Source organism: Hyphomicrobium sp. LHD-15, from assembly GCF_031157355.1.
GTDB lineage: Bacteria > Pseudomonadota > Alphaproteobacteria > Rhizobiales > Hyphomicrobiaceae > Hyphomicrobium_C.
In genome coordinates, this window is the sequence record NZ_JAVIFT010000002.1 from 608,774 (window position 1) to 622,300 (window position 13,527).

The window sequence follows — 13,527 nt, forward strand, 5'->3', positions numbered from 1 at the left end:
GAAAGGTCTCTCATGCCGGCTTTTTTGACTGATGGTCCAGCCGATTCCGACACACTGCTCGTGCTTGCGCCCGGTGCGGGCGCGCCGATGACGAGCGACTGGATGAACGCCGTGTCGGATTCGCTGGCGGCCGTTGGGCTCAGGGTTGCGCGATTCGATTTTGCCTACATGGCCGCTCGTGTCGAAACGGGTTCGCGAAAGCCGCCGCCGAAAGCGGAGGCGCTTGTGGGAGAGTACGAAACGGCGCTCGACCAGATCGCGGGCAAGGAGCGTGCGCGACGCATCCTGATCGGTGGCAAGTCTCTGGGCGGGCGTGTGGCTAGCCTCGCGGCGGCGTCGCTCTTCGATCGCGGCAGGATATCTGGGCTCGCTTGCCTCAGTTATCCGTTTCATCCGCCGAAGCAACCCGCGTCTCTCAGGACCGCGCATCTGTTGGCGCTCGCATGCCCAACACTGATCGTACAAGGCGAACGCGATCCGTTCGGCGTGCGATCCGAGGTCGAGAGCTACGGACTGCCGCCGAGCATCACGGTTCATTGGGCCGTCGACGGCAATCACGATCTCTCGCCGCGCAAAGCTTCAGGCGCGACGCTTGCCGGCAATCTCGACGCCGCCGTGCAGGCGATTACGCGTTTCGCGAAGGGCCTGCCTCACACGCGCTGATGACGGGCGCGGGCGGCACGCCGCAACGCTGCGCAGGTCAGCTCGTCGAGTTCCAATGCGGAAGCGAGGAGCTCCAGGAATTTCTCCTCTTCGGTGTGGACCGACAAGTCAGAGGCTGCGACCTCGGCGCACAGCACATAGGCGGTCTCGTAAAGGCGCGGCGGAAGGCTTTTCTTCACGAGCGTGAGCACGCTGTCGACGCCATTCGGCTTCTTCAGGATCTTGCCGCACTCCTGCGCGGCGTCGGCCAACCAGTCGTCGGTGTAGTCTCGGAACGGTGGCAGCTCGCGCACGATAGAGCCGATGCGAGCCAGCTCGTCGGTGTTGATGGTGCGGTCGGCGGCCGAGAGCGTCGTCATGGCGAAGATCAGGGCGACGGGCGGTGAGAGTTTGTCGGTCATGGGACTTCCGGTTGCGAAGGAAGAGGGCTTTGTAACTATGGAGTGCCGAGTTTGGCGAGTGCGTCCAAGAGGGCCGCGTTGAATTCCGCTGGTTCTTCGACCTGAGGTGAATGGCCGAGCTTCGGGAACGTGATGAGGCGAGCGCCCTTGATCCGCGCTTCGGCTTCGCGCGCGAGATCGGCGTAGCGGCCGAGTTTCTCCGCAACCTCGGGCGAGGCGCGGTTCTTGCCAATGGCGGTGGTGTCGCGCTCGCCGATCAAAAGTACGACGGGGAGCGCGAGGCGCGGGAACTCGTGGACGACGGGCTGCGAAAAGATCATGTCGGATGCGCGAGCCTGCGAGAGCATGACAGCCTCGCTACCTTCGCCTTTGTACATAGAAGCCAGCATATCGACCCAGCGGTCGAACTCCGGCCGCCAGCGGCCATCGTAGTAAGTTTTCTGCTGATAGGCCTTGATGCGCGTGGCGTCGGTCTTGCGCTCCTCTTCCAGAAGCTCGTCGATGGTGCGTGTGGGAACGCCCTTGGCGCTCCAATCCTCGAGGCCGATTGGGTTGACGAGCACGAGGGCGGTCGTCTCGGCGGGGAAGCTCAACGCATAGCGTGTCGCCAGCATGCCGCCCATCGAGTGGCCGACGACGATGGGTTGGGCAACGCCGATGTTCTCAAGGAGCGCGTGAGTATTGGCGGCGAGCTGATGAAAGCTCATCTGATAGGTTGCGGGCTTGGTGGATTTGCAGAAGCCGATCTGATCCGGCACGACGACGCGATAGCCGGCCTTGGTGAGGGGGGCGATGACACCCTCCCAGGTGGCGCCGCAGAAATTCTTGCCGTGGAAGAGGACGACCGTCTTGCCGTTTGCCGGTGAGGCCGCGGGCACATCCATGTAGGCCATGGTGAGGGGCTGGCCCTGAGAGGTAAAGGCATACTCCTTGGCCGGATGGGGATAGGCGAAATCCCGGAGCATGGCGTCGGCGCGGGCCTCGCCGCAGGCGGCCGAGGTCGCCACTCCAAATGCCAAAGCCAGTCCGAAACCGCGGATCATGCCGCCCCTCCTGTCTGCTGCTGTCCCCACGGCCGGGATATGGCGCCGGATGCTGCGCCGCACAAGGTTGCGGCGTGGTGCCGCGATCGGCCATTAAGCATGCCCCAGAGGCCGGGTTCAGCATCCGAAGCGCAACTTCTTTCTGTTTCCCAACGCGGTCCCTATGTTATGGGGGGCCCGGACTTGCTGCGTTGCCACTCGGGGCTGGCCGCAGCTTCCTCGCCCTTTCGCTGCCGATGATTGATCCGGGACGGCGCCGGGCTCGTAGACGTTCGCATGTGAGTTGTAATTTTCCGAAAGTCCCCGCGATGAGGCAATCGCCGTCCCCCATGAAAAGCAAAATCATCGAAGCTTCGGCTGCCGATCTTCCCGTTCGTCCCACCCGCGCAGAGGCAGAAGATGCCGTGCGCACACTGTTGCGCTGGGCGGGTGAAAATCCGACGCGCGACGGGCTTATCGAAACGCCTTCGCGTGTCGTGAAGGCCTATGACGAGTATTTCCGCGGTTACAACGACGATCCCGAAGCGATCCTGCAAAAGACTTTCGAGGAGATCGAGGGCTATGACGAAATGATCGTGCTGCGCGCGATCCGTTTCGAAAGCCACTGCGAACACCACATGGCGCCGATCGTTGGGCGTGCGTGGGTCGGCTACATCCCGAACGGGCGCGTGGTCGGCATCTCGAAGCTCGCGCGCGTCGTCGAGACCTACGCGAAGCGGCTTCAGATCCAGGAGAAGATGACCTCGCAGATCGCCAACACGATCGAGCAGGTGCTCAATCCGCAGGGCGTGGCGGTCGTGATCAAGGCCGAGCATCACTGCATGACGACGCGCGGCGTGCACAAGCCGGGCACGGACCTGGTCACGAGCCGTATGCTGGGCGTGTTCCGCGAGAATGCGATCACGCGACAGGAATTCCTGTCGATGATCGACTGACGGAGCGAGCGAAGTCGAATCCCGCAGCGTTAACTCGCTGATTAACCCTGGATTTCATCCGGAATGCCGGTTCGGCCCGCCACGATGCTAAGCATGCGGCGGGCCGAATTTTTTCAAACAAGAAACGGAGTGTCAGCGTGAGCGCCGGCAAGACAGTGCTTATCACCGGAGCCTCGACCGGGATCGGACGGGTGACCGCTCAGATGTTCGCGGAACGCGGCTGGAACGTCGCTGCAACCATGCGCACGCCGGAGAAGAGCGATCTTGCGGCCAAGTCGGATCGCATTCGTCTGTTCAAGCTTGACGTGACGGATCAAGCCTCGGTGGACGCGGCGGTGCGGGATGTGATCGCCCAATTCGGCGCGATCGATGTCGTCGTCAATAATGCAGGTTATGGGCTGCTGGGGCCGTTCGAAGCGCAGACGGACGAGCAGATCCGGCGTCAGTTCGAAACGAATTTGTTTGGCGTACTCAACGTTACGCGTGCGGTGCTCCCGCACATGCGCGAACGCAAGCAGGGACGCATCGTCAATGTCGGCTCGGCTGCGGGGCGAATGACGATCCCGCTCTATTCGATGTACTCGGCGACCAAGTGGGCGCTGGAGGGCTTTTCGGAAGGTCTGTGGCTCGAGCTTCGCCAGCACAACATCAAGGTCAAGATCATCGAGCCGGGCATGATCAAGACCGATTTCTTCGAGCGCGGACGCGAGGTCGCGACCAAGCCGGGTCTTACGGCCTACGACGATTTCACGGCACTCGTGATGCCGAACCTGACGGCCTGGGAAGAAGCGGGCGCGGAGCCCGAGGTGGTGGCGCGCAGCATCTGGCGCGCTTCGACGAGCATCTGGCCGCGCTTGCGCTATCAGCCGAATGCGACCTTCACCGTGTGGGGGCGCGGCTGGGTTCCCGGGCATCTTTACGTGCGGCTCATCCGCCGCATCTTCAACGCCTGGTGATATTTCGGCGCTGTCTTGGTCGTTCCGTTTTCTGTTGCAACGCAGAACGCCTTGAGACCGCTTGTTTTGTTGTGCTCCGTTAACGCAAAATCTGAGTTCGTATTTTCCAAGCGCGCTAGGGGCTAGTCCCTGGGGTTGATCACTCTCAAATACACATTGGCCACGAGATGCGATCCTGGGATCGCTCAAAAAGCCAATAAGAGAAAGGTGCCCCATGACAAAGATCCTTTGTGCAGTGGACGACAACGAGCATAGCAAGGCCGCGCTCGACCTTGCCGGCAAGCTCAGCGATGCCCTCAAGGCCGATCTTACGATCCTCGCGGTGAACCAGGTGGTCGGTGGATATGGCCGGTCAGGGCCGCCCGCGTCGCTGTGGTCGGACAAGGAAGCAGAGAACGTGCTTGCCGCTGCAGCCAAAGAGGCAAAAAGCGCAGGCGCGTCGAACGTCAAGACCGTTTGCGTCGAGAGCCGCGATCTGCCGCTCGCGATCACGCACTATGCCGAGCACAACGGCATCGATCACATCGTCGTCGGAAACGGCGGCAAGGGCGCGATCTCGCGGATGATGCTCGGATCAGTTTCGCGAGACGTGATGTCTCGCGCGCATTGCCCGGTGACGGTGGCGCGGTAAGCCGCGTTATTCAGAAGATCCTGATCCGTAGTCGACGGACATCAGGTAGAGACCCGACGCCGGAGCGACGGGGCCGCAAGCCGTGCGGTCTCGCGCTTCGAGGGCGCGACGGAGATCGTCGCGCGTCCACTTTCCATCGCCGACAAGCTTCAGGCTTCCGACCATCGAGCGTACCTGATTGTGCAGGAACGATCGGGCGGATGCCTGAATGCGGATTTCGTCGCCGTGGGATGTGACATCCAGGCGATCGAGGGTGCGGATGGGCGATTTAGCCTGGCACTGAGCGGCGCGGAAGGTCGTGAAATCGTGGCGGCCGACAAGCACGGCCGCAGCCTCGCGCATGGCTTTAGCGTCGATCGTGCGCGGGATCCACCAGACGCGATGGCGTTCGAGCGCGGGCGGAGCCCGGCGCGGTAGGATGCGATATTCGTAGTGGCGTGCCGTTGCGCTGAAGCGCGCATCGAAGTCGTCCGGCACTCGATCGCACGCGAGTACAATGACCGGTAGTGGCTTCAGGTAGAAGTTCATGCCGTCGCGGATCTTGTCGGCGGGCCAATCCTTCTCGATGACGAAGTGGGCCACCTGGCCGCGTGCGTGAACGCCGGCGTCGGTCCGGCCCGCGCCTCGGATTCCGGCCTTGCTTCCGGTGAGCTTCGAAATGGCGGTTTCGAGAGCGCCTTGCACGGAGATGCCCTCGGACTGGATCTGCCAGCCGACAAAGGGCGTGCCGTCGTATTCGATGAAAAGGCGATAGCGGGGCATCGGGCTCAAATGGTTTTGCGGGATGGCCCTTGCCTACTCCGCCCGGCGCAGCATCTCAAGGGCGCCGCGCGGTTCGGCTCGCTCAGCGGCGCGCCTGGCCGTAAGCAGGAACGCCGGTAATCGGATCGTAGTAGTTGAGGCTCAAAGGCGTGCGGCCGGCGGGATTGACGATGACGTGGCGCTCCGAGGGGAGCGGGCGGAATACGCGAACGCCTTCCTCGATGGTGACGGTGGCGCCGTAGGCGTTCGACGGTTCGATGCGGGTGGTGTGGGCGTCCTGGGCCTGCGCGGCAGGGATCATGAGAAGAGCTGCGGCGCAGCTGGCGAAAAAGCGGGTCATCATCGTCTCCGGCAAGGTCTCTGACGGGCGTTGGTTTGGCGCGAGTTTAGGAGACATTGCGGGTTGGCGGCGCTGGGTTCGCTCGCCATGCTTAATGGGCGAGAGGCCTGTCAAATACGCGTGCCGCGCGGCAGGGCAAACCCGCGCTGGAACTCTTCGGCCGACATGGCGCGCTTGCCGGCGCGCTGGACTTCGACCAGGCGGATCGCACCTTCGCCGCAGGCGATTGCAAGCTTGTTGTCGATCAGCTCTCCTGGTGCGCCCTGACCCTTGGCAATCTCGCTGCGAAGCACCTTGATGCGCTCCGGCTTGCCGCCTTGCGGCGTCGCCTCGAACCAGGCACCAGGGAACGGCGACAGGCCGCGGATGTGATTGTGGACCTCGCGCGCGGGTTTCGCGAAGTCGATCTGGCTTTCCTTCTTGTCGATCTTGGCGGCGTAGGTGATGCCATCCGCGGGCTGGGGCACGGTTTCAAGCGGGCCGTGTTCGAGCTTCGCGAGCGCTTCGACGATGAGGCGGGCGCCATGCTCGGACAGGGTATCGTGCAGCTCGCCGGCCGTGGTGTTCGGAGTGATCGGCACCAGATCGGTCAGTGCGACGGGGCCGGTATCCAGGCCCTCCTCCATGCGCATGACCATGACGGCGGTTCGCTCGTCTCCTGCCATGATGGCGCGCTGGATCGGTGCGGCGCCACGCCAGCGGGGCAGTTCCGAAGCGTGAACGTTGAAGCATCCGAGCTTCGTCGCGTCGAGGACGGCGCGCGGCAGCAGCAACCCATAGGCGATGACGACGGCTGCGTCGGCGCCGAGATCGGCAAAGGCGGCTTGGTCTTCCGGGGCTTTGAGCGTGCGCGGGGTGCGGACCGGAATGCCGAGTGCGGCGGCTTTTGCGTGCACGGGAGAGGGGCGTTCCGCCATCCCGCGTCCGGCCGGGCGCGGGGGCTGGGAGTAGACCGCCACAACCTCATGGCCCGCGGCCACGATGGCTTCGAGGGCGGGCACCGAGAAGTCCGGCGTTCCCATGAAAACGAGCTTAAGCGGCATGAACGGAGCCTTCGGGCGGGCGACCTTGATCAGATGAAGGTCAGACGGACGCTTCGCCGCGAGCGGCCTTCTTGAACTTGCGGACGACGATATCGCGCTTCAGCCGCGACAGGAAATCGATGATCAGCTTGCCGTTCAAGTGATCGACCTCGTGCTGGATGGCGGTGGCCAGCAGGCCCTCGGCGACCAGCTCGCGGGGTTTACCTTCGCGGTCGAGATAACCCAGGGTGAGGCTCGAGGGGCGCTCGATATCGAGGCGGAAATCCGGGATCGAGAGGCAGCCTTCCTCGTGCACGCGGCCGACCGGGCCAAGCTTGAGGATTTCCGGGTTGATCAAGGTCAGCGGCTGCGGATCGTTCTCGTCCTCGGAAACATCAAGCACAATCAAGCGTTTCAGAACGCCGACCTGGACGGCCGCCAAGCCGATGCCCGGCGCGTCGTACATGGTTTCGAGCATATCGTCGGCAAGCTTCAGCAGCTCGGCGTCGACCCGTTCGATGGGTTCCGACGTCTTGCGGAGGAGCGGGTCGGGCAAGGTTATGATCGGCAGCATTGACATGAGCATGAAATAGGAAAGTCCAGCGCATCGGTCAATCTGGTCGAAGAGGGGCGTGCTGGAGGTGCGGCAGATCGTTAACGGCTAAGTACTATTACCAACACTTCACAAACACTCTGCATTCGGAGACGAGACTAATGTAGGATTGTCACGTGTTCTCTACAGAGACACCTGCAGAGAGGCAGACGCATGAAGCCTGGGCTCAAGCCTCTGATCCTTGGACGCCGCGAGTGGGTGGCGCTGCCGGACCTTGGGATTTTCGCTATCAAGGCCAAGGTCGATACCGGCGCGCGCACGTCTGCGCTGCATGCAGAAGCCATCGAGGTTTTTGGTCCGGCCACGGCGCCGCGCGTGCGGTTTCTCATCCATCCCCTGCCGGAGCAGCCGGATCTTTCAGTGTGGTGCGAGGCGGAATTGCTCGGCACGCGGGAAGTGACTTGCTCCAACGGTGAGCGGGATACCCGCCATGTCATTTCCACGCGCCTCAGCGTCGGCGATCGCGAATGGCCGATCGAGCTCGGGCTCACCGACCGGGGTGGCCTTGCTAACCGCATGCTGCTCGGCCGACAGGCTATCCGTCCCGGCATGCTGGTGGATCCGGCGCATTCCTTCCTGCTGCCCAGGCTCAGCACGCGGCTCTATCGCGCGCCGGCTTAGAAAGTTTCTCCGGAATATTCACGCTAGATCGAGGACGCGCAGAAGCGCGGCATTGACGTCGTCGACGTTGAAGCGGCGTTGGGCCTTGAGGCGGGCCGCGCGCGATCCGGCCGGCAGCAGATCGGGATTGCGCAGGTAGCTTTCCATTGCGATCGCGAGGGCGTCTGTGTCCGCAGGAGGCACGAGGCAGCCGCTCACCTTCTCATCGACAGTGTCGGCGCAGCCGGATGTGCGTGTCGTGATGACGGGCCGTCCGGTGGCGAGCGCTTCGAGCACTGAACGCGGCATGCCTTCGCGATAAGATGGATAGACATAGACGTGGGCGGCGGCGAGGGCGGGATAGACGTCGTCGAGGTGGCCGAGATATTCGACGGCGCCGCCTTCGGTCAGAACGTCGGGCGAAACAAAATCGGGTTGGCCACTGGCTGGTCCGGCAAAACGGAAGATCGCATCGGGCCACGTTTTCTTGAGGCGCTGGGCGGCGGCCTTGTATTCCAGAACGCCGCGGCGGCGTTCGAGCCGCGCGAGCATCAGGAACACGAGACCCTTATCGCGTGACGGCAAGGGTGCGGCGGGAAACGCCACGAGATCGATGCCGGTGCCGGGCACGATGACAGAGGGAATATTGGCCGGAAGCAGACCCTGCTCGGACAAGAACCGCTGATCGTCGCGGTTGTGAAAGACGAGCGCATCGCTGGCACGGATGGCGTGCGCAAAACGCCGGCGGCCGACGCTTTCGACGCCATCACTCGGCAGGCCGTTGATCATGGTCACGACGCGGCGGACATCGGCTCGGCGCGCAGCCATTGCCGCGAGCACGAGCGTACGCAGGCCGAAGCTCATGACGATGTTCGGTTGCCAGTCCTTGAACTGGGCGATCAGGCTCATGATCGTCTGCCAGTCGCTGATCATCCGAAGCGAGGGCGGCGGGGTTTCGATGACGCGGTGCATGGCGCCGATGCCACGCAGGATGCGGATGTGTTTTCCGGCGCCAGGCGGCGTCAGGCACAGAACGCGATGCCCACGGCTGATCAACGCCTCGATCAAGTCACGCCGCAGGATGGCGGCGGCCTCTGCCGATGGAGCGACGAGGGCGATCCGTTCCGAGATTGGTTGGGTCACTGCGCGAGGCCGATCATGTCGATTCGTGCCAGAATTTAGCCTACGCTTGCGTCAGGCAACAGCGAGATAGGCCGCCGCGACCGTGACATGCACAGCTTCGGACGGCGCTCAGCGGGGCTCAGTCCTGGGCGGCTTCGAGTTTGATCGTGCTGGGGCCGACGGGCTCGAGGCGGGCAAGCAACTTGTCCAGAAGATGCGAGCCTATCCACACCGAGAGAACCCCGAACAGCACCCCGCCCACCATGTGCCCGGCGAGCACGCCTTCGGCGCCGGCCATCAGGCCGCCGACGTACACAAAAGGAATGGTGCCAAGCGTGGCGCGGCCCCAGTTCAGAAGCGTCGCGTAGTGGGGGTGATCGAGTGTGTTGAAGACGGCATTGGCGACGAATAGCGCCCCCATGAATGCGAACAACGGTGCGAGCCAGTAGTTGAAGAGGGCGATCAAGGCGGCTGCGTCACCGGTGGCGCCGAACAGGCGCACGAGCCAAGAGGAGATAAGCGCGAGGATGACCCAGGCCACCAGTGTGAATGCGACATTGACTCCGAGACCGAGCTTGAAGGTTTGTTTGACGCGCGCGGCTTCGCCGGCGCCGTAGTTCTGTCCGATGATCGGGCCGATCGAGGACGAGAGCGCGTAGATGGCGCCGAATGCCACCGGCAAAATGCGTCCGATGATGGCCCATCCGGCAACCGCGCCGTCGCCGTGGACCGCAATCGCGGCCGTGACGTAAGCGTTGGATGCGGGTGTCGCGACGTTGGTCAGGATGGCCGGAACGGCGACTTTGGCGAAGGCGGGCACGTCGGCGATGAAAGCGGGAAGGCGCGGGCGGGCGATGAGGCCGTGCACCACAATGACCCCGTAGAGGCCGACGATCATGAAGACGATGCGTGCGACGACGGTCGCCCACGCGGCGCCTTCGATGCCGAGGCCCATGGCGAGAATGAAGATGGGGTCGAGGATGGTGTTGACGATGGCGCCATACAACGTGACGTTCATGGCGCGCCGCGCGTCGCCCACGGAGCGGAGAACGGATGCCGAGGTCATGGCGAGCGTCAACGCCGGCATCGCGGGCGTGAGGATGAAGAGATAGCGCGCGGCAAGGTCGTGGGTTCGACCGGCAGCGCCGAGCGCGGTCAACAGCCAGGGAATGCTGACGTAAACCACGGCAGCAGCGAGTATGCCCGCGGCGAGATTGGCAAGATGGGCGTTTACCGAGTAGCGCGCCGCCCGCAATCGGCGCCCTTCGCCAAGCGCGCGCGACACCAGCGTGGTGGCGGCAATCGCGAGGCCGATACCGATCGACGTCGTCAGGAACAGGATCGAGCTGGCGTAGCCGACCGCGGCGAGCACGGCCTGGTCGTCGAGCCAGGAGAGAAAGACGATGTTGGCGAGATCGCTGAGGAAGATCGCGCCAAGGCCGATGCCTCCGGCTCCGCTCATGATCAGGATGTGACGCAGCAGCGATCCGGTGACGAACTTGGCAGGAGGACGTGGGGGTGCTTCTGCCCCTGCTCGGACGGTCATTGTTGTTCCTTGCGGGCAGGAGGGTGGGCCGCTGCCAAGGCCGAGTTCAACCCTGCGCCAATCCGCAGCCGCCTTCGGCGCGGTCTACAGTCTTTTGTCGTCTCTATATTCTTTTCCGGGCCTTGATGGCGGCAGCCAGCGTGCCTTCGTCGAGGTAATCCAACTCACCCCCGATCGGGACACCCTGGGCGAGGCGAGAAACGGCGACGCCGGCGGGCGCCAGCTGCTCGGTCAGATAGTGCGCGGTCGACTGGCCTTCAACCGTTGCGTTGAGGGCAAGGATGACCTCTTTGACATCGCCGGTTGCGGTGCGTTCGACGAGCTTGGCGATGTTCAAGCGTTCGGGGCCAATTCCGTCCAACGGCGACAGATGCCCGCCGAGCACGTGGTAGGACGCGTTGATCACGGCGGCGCGTTCGAGCGCCCAAAGGTCGCCCATCTCCTCGACAACGACGATCACGGATTTGTCGCGGCGATCGTCGCGGCAGATGGTGCAGGGTGAGACGGTATCGAGGCTGCCGCAAACGGGGCATTCGACGATGCTGCTCACGGCCACGGCCAGCGCATCGGCCAGGGGCACCAGCAGCTCTTCGCGCCGTTTAAGAAGAGCGAGCGCCGCTTTCCGGGCGGACCGAGGTCCAAGGCCTGGAAGTCGCGACAAGAGCTGGACGAGCCGCTCGATCTCCGGGCCGGCAATTTTCTTAGACATTCACGTTTTCTGCTGGCGTGACGGTGCGATCGAATGGGGATCGATCACGCGCTAGCTGTTTGATTTGACCGATGTTTCGCGCTTCGGACTTTTCCTGCGCTGCCGATTCACGCCGCGCCCGATAGAGGCCGCGACGATCGGAGCGCGTGGGTCCGAAGCGATCATGGTCTAAGCACGTCGGGTGGGGCTTGTCACCCTCGCCGTTGGGGTTCCGGGACTGGTGTCAGGCCAGCTCGCGGATCAGCCGGTGCTCGATGGCCATCAGGCCTTTCAGATCCGTTCCCGTTTGCTCCAACGCCAGCCGCTGGCTGTTTCTCTGTCTGAAATCGGTTGGGCTCATGCCATAACGCGCCTTGAAGCGGCGGCCGAAGTGAGACAGATCCGAGAAGCCCCATTTGAACGCGATTTCGCCAATGCTGCGATGGGCTTGGGTGGTGTCGGCCAAGGCGCTGCGGCAGCGTGCCAGGCGGCGCTCGTTGAGATAACGCTCGATCGACCAGTTTTCCTCTGCCAGCAAGGAGTTGGCGTAGCGGATGGAGATGCCTGCCTCGGATGCGATGCGTTCCGGCTTCAAGCCCGGCTCGATCATCAGCCGTTCAACGATGGCTTTGAGGCGGAGGAGGGCTACGGCACGCGGCGACGACATGGCGGCGTCCTTACCGTAGTGCGTGGTGAATGTGAGCGCCATGAGGTCGACCAGCTGATTTGCAACCTGGAGGCCGGCGGCGGCGTCGAGCGTTTCAGCCTGCTCGGGCAGAAGCTCGAGAAATCCCATGGTCAGCGCGCCGATGCCGGTGACGGACGTGATCGGGCGCGCAGTCAGCCCCGCCGAGCTGCCGATCCGCGCTTCGAGCATGGTGCGGGGAATCTTGACGACGATGTTCCGGCTTTGGGAGTTCAGAATGGTGTCGAAGGGGCGGATCGGATCGAGCAGATAGAGGCCTCGCCCTTCGAGCGTGGAATCGTTGCCGTCCTGCGAGACGGTCAATTTTCCGGCGATCTGCATGCAGACCAGGAGATCGTTGGAATCCGCCCGGGCGGCGCTGCGCTCGGACCGGCTCACGTGAGCGGGTTCGACATCGAAGGTCGCCAAGCTCAACCCCGGGAGAGTGGCGGTCTGCACCCATCCCTTGAACGTTGCGCTGTCAGCGGGAAGGAAGTCGTGCTCGACGTAACCGCGCGTGGCGACCTCATGCCAGTAGCTGAGCCGTTCTCGCGGGTGAACGCCTTGGGTCGAATAGATCATCCCGATCCCCGTCTCGTGCTCTGATTGCCGGCTCAGTCGATAAGTAGTGCCGCCTCGTGCGAGCGCGGGCTTCCCCTTTGCATTTCAATACAATTTCTCCACTGAGGTGTCGACTGACGATTCCGGGTGCTGGCTGCGAGATTCCGTCCACATCCGGCTTTCTTCAGCTACTCCTGCGAGCAAAGGAAAGTTAAAGCAGCTATGACGCGAAAAACTTCCGTGCCGGATCTTGGGCAGTCACCGTTGCATATGTTTCATCGGGCCGTTCAGGTGGTGACGGAAATCTATCAGGCAGAGATGGCGAGCCATGATCTTACGGCTCGCCAGTATGCCGTGCTGTTTGCCCTCGCCCATTCCGAGGGCCTCAGCCAGAGCAAGCTGGTCGATGCGACCGGTATCGACCGCTCGACGATGGCGGATATCGTGCGGCGGATGCTCAAAAAGGGCATCATCCAGCGCAAGCGCGACAAGGAAGATGCGCGCGCTTACGACGTCAAGATTACGGAAGAGGGCGTGCGCCTGTTCAAGGCCGTAACCCCGATCGTGAACCGTATCGAGGAAAAGCTGCTGTCTTCCCTCAAGGGGAAGCGTGTGGACGAGTTCCTGGAAGATCTCGGCGCGATCGTGGGAGGTGCACCCGCGCCTTCCGCCGGCGCCATCAGCAATGGGCACTTTGTGGAAGCCGTGAAGTAACGCACCGCGCCGTGCCGAACAAAAATACGGGGCAGCGCCGCTATCGGCCTGCCCCGTAGTGCTTTGTAAGTTCTTGTTTCTTCCCGAATTTCCTGAGTCCGTTCCGGCCGGATTAGGCGGGCAGGCCCGCATAAGCTCCTCGCGGCAAAGTGCCGACACGTCGTCGCCCGGCTGATTCGCGGCGCGTGGCCGATGCGCCGTGTCCGTCCGGCTTGCCAATCGCCATGCCGCAAGAGCCGATCGCG

At 63.3% G+C, this 13,527-nt stretch carries 16 protein-coding genes; 6 read left to right on the forward strand and 10 right to left on the reverse strand.

From position 1 onward, the window contains the following. The first annotated feature begins 12 nt into the window (after positions 1–12). Positions 13–663 carry an alpha/beta family hydrolase gene (locus RCO24_RS09515; RefSeq protein WP_308961622.1) on the forward strand — a complete coding sequence of 217 codons (651 nt, stop codon included), beginning with the start codon at positions 13–15 and terminating at the stop codon, positions 661–663. Here RCO24_RS09515 and RCO24_RS09520 read toward each other — a convergent pair. Together RCO24_RS09520 and RCO24_RS09525 are read right to left on the reverse strand one after the other, a co-directional pair. After that, the gene (locus RCO24_RS09520) at positions 651–1,064 is read right to left on the reverse strand and encodes a tellurite resistance TerB family protein (protein WP_308961623.1); all 414 of its coding nucleotides are present in this window, start codon (positions 1,062–1,064) and stop codon (positions 651–653) included. The two genes, RCO24_RS09515 and RCO24_RS09520, sit on opposite strands and share 13 nt — an antisense overlap. 35 nt (positions 1,065–1,099) lie before the next feature. After that, positions 1,100–2,107 carry an alpha/beta hydrolase gene (locus tag RCO24_RS09525; RefSeq protein ID WP_308961624.1) on the reverse strand — a complete coding sequence of 336 codons (1,008 nt, stop codon included), beginning with the start codon at positions 2,105–2,107 and terminating at the stop codon, positions 1,100–1,102. Positions 2,108–2,436: 329 nt separating this feature from the next. On the opposite strand from RCO24_RS09525, the gene folE reads away from it, so the two are divergent. The 3 genes from folE to RCO24_RS09540 all read left to right on the forward strand — a co-directional run bounded on the left by folE (position 2,437) and on the right by RCO24_RS09540 (position 4,629). Beyond that, the gene (gene folE / locus RCO24_RS09530; RefSeq protein ID WP_308961625.1) at positions 2,437–3,042 is read left to right on the forward strand and encodes a GTP cyclohydrolase I FolE; all 606 of its coding nucleotides are present in this window, start codon (positions 2,437–2,439) and stop codon (positions 3,040–3,042) included. Positions 3,043–3,179: 137 nt separating this feature from the next. Continuing rightward, entirely contained in the window at positions 3,180–3,998 is an 819-nt protein-coding gene (locus RCO24_RS09535) for an SDR family oxidoreductase (protein ID WP_308961627.1), read from the forward strand. Positions 3,999–4,212: 214 nt separating this feature from the next. Next, positions 4,213–4,629, forward strand: coding sequence for a universal stress protein (locus RCO24_RS09540; protein ID WP_308961629.1), 417 nt, complete (start codon positions 4,213–4,215; stop codon positions 4,627–4,629). Between the two features lie 6 nt (positions 4,630–4,635). Here RCO24_RS09540 and truA read toward each other — a convergent pair whose 3' ends face one another. The 4 genes from truA to def all read right to left on the reverse strand — a co-directional run bounded on the left by truA (position 4,636) and on the right by def (position 7,333). Continuing rightward, positions 4,636–5,391 (reverse strand): tRNA pseudouridine(38-40) synthase TruA, encoded by a 756-nt coding sequence (gene truA / locus RCO24_RS09545; protein ID WP_308961630.1) that lies wholly within the window; start codon positions 5,389–5,391, stop codon positions 4,636–4,638. Between the two features lie 82 nt (positions 5,392–5,473). Next, on the reverse strand, positions 5,474–5,731 hold the full coding sequence (locus tag RCO24_RS09550) for a hypothetical protein (RefSeq protein WP_308961631.1): 258 nt from the start codon (positions 5,729–5,731) through the stop codon (positions 5,474–5,476). Positions 5,732–5,841: 110 nt separating this feature from the next. Continuing rightward, entirely contained in the window at positions 5,842–6,774 is a 933-nt protein-coding gene (gene fmt / locus RCO24_RS09555) for a methionyl-tRNA formyltransferase (RefSeq protein WP_308961632.1), read from the reverse strand. 40 nt (positions 6,775–6,814) lie between these two features. Then, the gene (def, locus tag RCO24_RS09560) at positions 6,815–7,333 is read right to left on the reverse strand and encodes a peptide deformylase (RefSeq protein ID WP_308962412.1); all 519 of its coding nucleotides are present in this window, start codon (positions 7,331–7,333) and stop codon (positions 6,815–6,817) included. Between the two features lie 186 nt (positions 7,334–7,519). On the opposite strand from def, the gene RCO24_RS09565 reads away from it, so the two are divergent. Beyond that, on the forward strand, positions 7,520–7,987 hold the full coding sequence (locus tag RCO24_RS09565; protein WP_308961633.1) for a RimK/LysX family protein: 468 nt from the start codon (positions 7,520–7,522) through the stop codon (positions 7,985–7,987). 18 nt (positions 7,988–8,005) lie between these two features. On the opposite strand, the gene RCO24_RS09570 is transcribed toward RCO24_RS09565, so the two are convergent. From RCO24_RS09570 to RCO24_RS09585, 4 genes are all read right to left on the reverse strand, one after another. Then, positions 8,006–9,109 carry a glycosyltransferase family 4 protein gene (locus RCO24_RS09570; protein ID WP_308961634.1) on the reverse strand — a complete coding sequence of 368 codons (1,104 nt, stop codon included), beginning with the start codon at positions 9,107–9,109 and terminating at the stop codon, positions 8,006–8,008. Positions 9,110–9,227: 118 nt separating this feature from the next. Beyond that, positions 9,228–10,634, reverse strand: a complete 1,407-nt coding sequence (locus tag RCO24_RS09575) for an MATE family efflux transporter (protein ID WP_308961635.1) — start codon at positions 10,632–10,634, stop codon at positions 9,228–9,230. Positions 10,635–10,737: 103 nt separating this feature from the next. Next, complete coding sequence (gene recR / locus RCO24_RS09580; RefSeq protein ID WP_308961636.1) at positions 10,738–11,343, reverse strand: recombination mediator RecR; 606 nt, start codon at positions 11,341–11,343, stop codon at positions 10,738–10,740. Between the two features lie 223 nt (positions 11,344–11,566). Next, on the reverse strand, positions 11,567–12,589 hold the full coding sequence (locus RCO24_RS09585; protein ID WP_308961638.1) for a helix-turn-helix domain-containing protein: 1,023 nt from the start codon (positions 12,587–12,589) through the stop codon (positions 11,567–11,569). A 201-nt stretch (positions 12,590–12,790) separates the two neighbouring features. On the opposite strand from RCO24_RS09585, the gene RCO24_RS09590 reads away from it, so the two are divergent. Then, positions 12,791–13,282 (forward strand): MarR family transcriptional regulator, encoded by a 492-nt coding sequence (locus RCO24_RS09590; protein ID WP_308961640.1) that lies wholly within the window; start codon positions 12,791–12,793, stop codon positions 13,280–13,282. Positions 13,283–13,527: the final 245 nt, after the last annotated feature.

Excerpts from the sequence above, each read along its gene's own strand:
- RCO24_RS09515 (WP_308961622.1), top strand. The coding sequence starts at position 13 with ATGCCGGCTTTTTTGACTGATGGTCCAGCCGATTCCGACACACTGCTC.
- RCO24_RS09520 (WP_308961623.1), bottom strand. The coding sequence starts at position 1,064 with ATGACCGACAAACTCTCACCGCCCGTCGCCCTGATCTTCGCCATGACG.
- RCO24_RS09525 (WP_308961624.1), bottom strand. The coding sequence starts at position 2,107 with ATGATCCGCGGTTTCGGACTGGCTTTGGCATTTGGAGTGGCGACCTCG.
- folE (WP_308961625.1), top strand. The coding sequence starts at position 2,437 with ATGAAAAGCAAAATCATCGAAGCTTCGGCTGCCGATCTTCCCGTTCGT.
- RCO24_RS09540 (WP_308961629.1), top strand. The coding sequence starts at position 4,213 with ATGACAAAGATCCTTTGTGCAGTGGACGACAACGAGCATAGCAAGGCC.
- truA (WP_308961630.1), bottom strand. The coding sequence starts at position 5,391 with ATGCCCCGCTATCGCCTTTTCATCGAATACGACGGCACGCCCTTTGTC.
- RCO24_RS09550 (WP_308961631.1), bottom strand. The coding sequence starts at position 5,731 with ATGACCCGCTTTTTCGCCAGCTGCGCCGCAGCTCTTCTCATGATCCCT.
- fmt (WP_308961632.1), bottom strand. The coding sequence starts at position 6,774 with ATGCCGCTTAAGCTCGTTTTCATGGGAACGCCGGACTTCTCGGTGCCC.
- def (WP_308962412.1), bottom strand. The coding sequence starts at position 7,333 with ATGTCAATGCTGCCGATCATAACCTTGCCCGACCCGCTCCTCCGCAAG.
- RCO24_RS09565 (WP_308961633.1), top strand. The coding sequence starts at position 7,520 with ATGAAGCCTGGGCTCAAGCCTCTGATCCTTGGACGCCGCGAGTGGGTG.
- RCO24_RS09575 (WP_308961635.1), bottom strand. The coding sequence starts at position 10,634 with ATGACCGTCCGAGCAGGGGCAGAAGCACCCCCACGTCCTCCTGCCAAG.
- recR (WP_308961636.1), bottom strand. The coding sequence starts at position 11,343 with ATGTCTAAGAAAATTGCCGGCCCGGAGATCGAGCGGCTCGTCCAGCTC.
- RCO24_RS09585 (WP_308961638.1), bottom strand. The coding sequence starts at position 12,589 with ATGATCTATTCGACCCAAGGCGTTCACCCGCGAGAACGGCTCAGCTAC.
- RCO24_RS09590 (WP_308961640.1), top strand. The coding sequence starts at position 12,791 with ATGACGCGAAAAACTTCCGTGCCGGATCTTGGGCAGTCACCGTTGCAT.